This is a genomic window from Xanthomonas sp. SHU 308 (assembly GCF_000364645.1).
Lineage (GTDB): Bacteria > Pseudomonadota > Gammaproteobacteria > Xanthomonadales > Xanthomonadaceae > Xanthomonas_A > Xanthomonas_A sontii.
In genome coordinates this window covers 1-1,343 of record NZ_AQOK01000656.1, presented here as the reverse complement: position 1 = coordinate 1,343, position 1,343 = coordinate 1, and the positions used below count along the sequence as shown (strand labels likewise).

The 1,343-nt window shown below is 73.0% G+C and carries 2 protein-coding genes and 1 pseudogene; 1 reads left to right on the top strand and 2 read right to left on the bottom strand.

From position 1 onward, the window contains the following. Together D588_RS0118160 and D588_RS0118155 are read right to left on the bottom strand one after the other, a co-directional pair. Positions 1-222: zf-HC2 domain-containing protein (locus D588_RS0118160; protein ID WP_026143858.1), on the bottom strand; the 222-nt coding region annotated here is incomplete at its 3' end. Beyond that, a complete protein-coding gene (locus D588_RS0118155) occupies positions 219-752 on the bottom strand; it encodes an RNA polymerase sigma factor (RefSeq protein ID WP_017916986.1) in 534 nt (177 codons plus the stop codon). The genes D588_RS0118155 and D588_RS0118160, both read right to left, overlap by 4 nt. Before the next feature lie 108 nt (positions 753-860). Here D588_RS0118155 and D588_RS25300 point away from each other — a divergent pair. Next, positions 861-1,343, top strand: a pseudogene (locus D588_RS25300) (peptidase S8); the annotation flags it as partial.

The following is a 1,343-nucleotide window of genomic DNA, read 5'->3' as shown; positions in this document are numbered from 1 at the left end:
CGGCCGTGCACGCGCGGCGGCGAGCAGGCGCGCGGGCACCGCTTCGTCCAGCACCGGGGCGAAGCCGGCGCGCAGCCGCGCCTGCAGGCTGCGCAGCCGCTCCAGAGCCTGTGTCAGCTGCGGGTCGCTGCGCAACGCCGCTTCCACCTGGGCGGCCTGCGCCGCATCCAGTTCGCCGTCGGCGTAGGCCTGCAGCGTGAGTGCGTCGATCGTGGTGTTCATGCGGTCGCCTCCAGTGATGCCTGCAGGGCTTCGCGCCCACGCGCGAGCCGGCTGGTGAGTGTGCCGAGCGGAATCTCCAGCACCGCCGCGGCATCCTTGTAGGACAGGCCTTCGATCAGCACCAGTGCGATCGCCAGGCGTTGTTCCTCGGGCAGGCCGGCCATCGCGGCCTGCACGGCCATCCAGTCCTGCTGCCGCTCCAGCGGCGTGTCGCCGACGTGTTCGCCCTCGGTGGCATCGACGAAGACCTGTCGCCGTCGCCGCTGCGCCCGCACCTCGTCGATCCAGGCGTGGCGGATGATGCCGTACAGCCAGTACTGCAGCGGCGTCTCCGGCCGCCATTGCCCGGCGCGGCGCAGCGCGCGCTCGATCGCGATCTGCAGCAGGTCGTCGGCGTCCTCGCGATGGCCCGCGACGGCACGCGCGAAGCGCCGCAACTGCGGCAGCAAGGTACAGATGCCGTCGCCGACGGCGGCCGTGGGATCGGCGTGCATGTCGGTGATACGTTCGGCGGAGGGGTTTTCTTCCATGGGCGCGGCGCGGCGTTCACCGCGGGTCGGGATGGCAGGATTAGTGTGGCACGCCAACAGGGGCGGACAACGGAGCGGGGCATGGCGACGGGCAGACGAATGCGCTGGATGGCCGTGGCATGGCTGGCGGTGGCGACACCGGCATGGGCGCAGCTGGCGCTGCCGTCGGCCGGCGGGCTGGTGCAGGACGTCACCCAGGGCGTGCAGGGCGGCATGAATCGGGTGGGGGAGTCGCTGCAGGACGCGCGCGGCGAGGTCGAACGGCTGCGGCTGAAACGCCTGCAGGCGCTGCTGCGCAGCGATCCGCGCGGGCTGGAGCGCGACGAGGGCGGCGCCGTGGTGATGCGCGGGCAGGTGGTGGCGCTGGAGCCGGACCCGGCCGCGCTGCAGGCGGCGCAGGCGGCCGGCTTCGCCGTGCTGGAGCAGCGCAGCTTCGGCGAATTCGGCCTGCGCCTGGTGGTGCTGCAGGTGCCATCGGGCCTGTCCACGCGCCGCGCCCTGCAGCAACTGCGCGAGCGCGATCCGCAGGGCGATTACGACTACAACCACGTCTACAGCGGATCGGCGGCGGCGCCACCGGCGCCCGCCAGC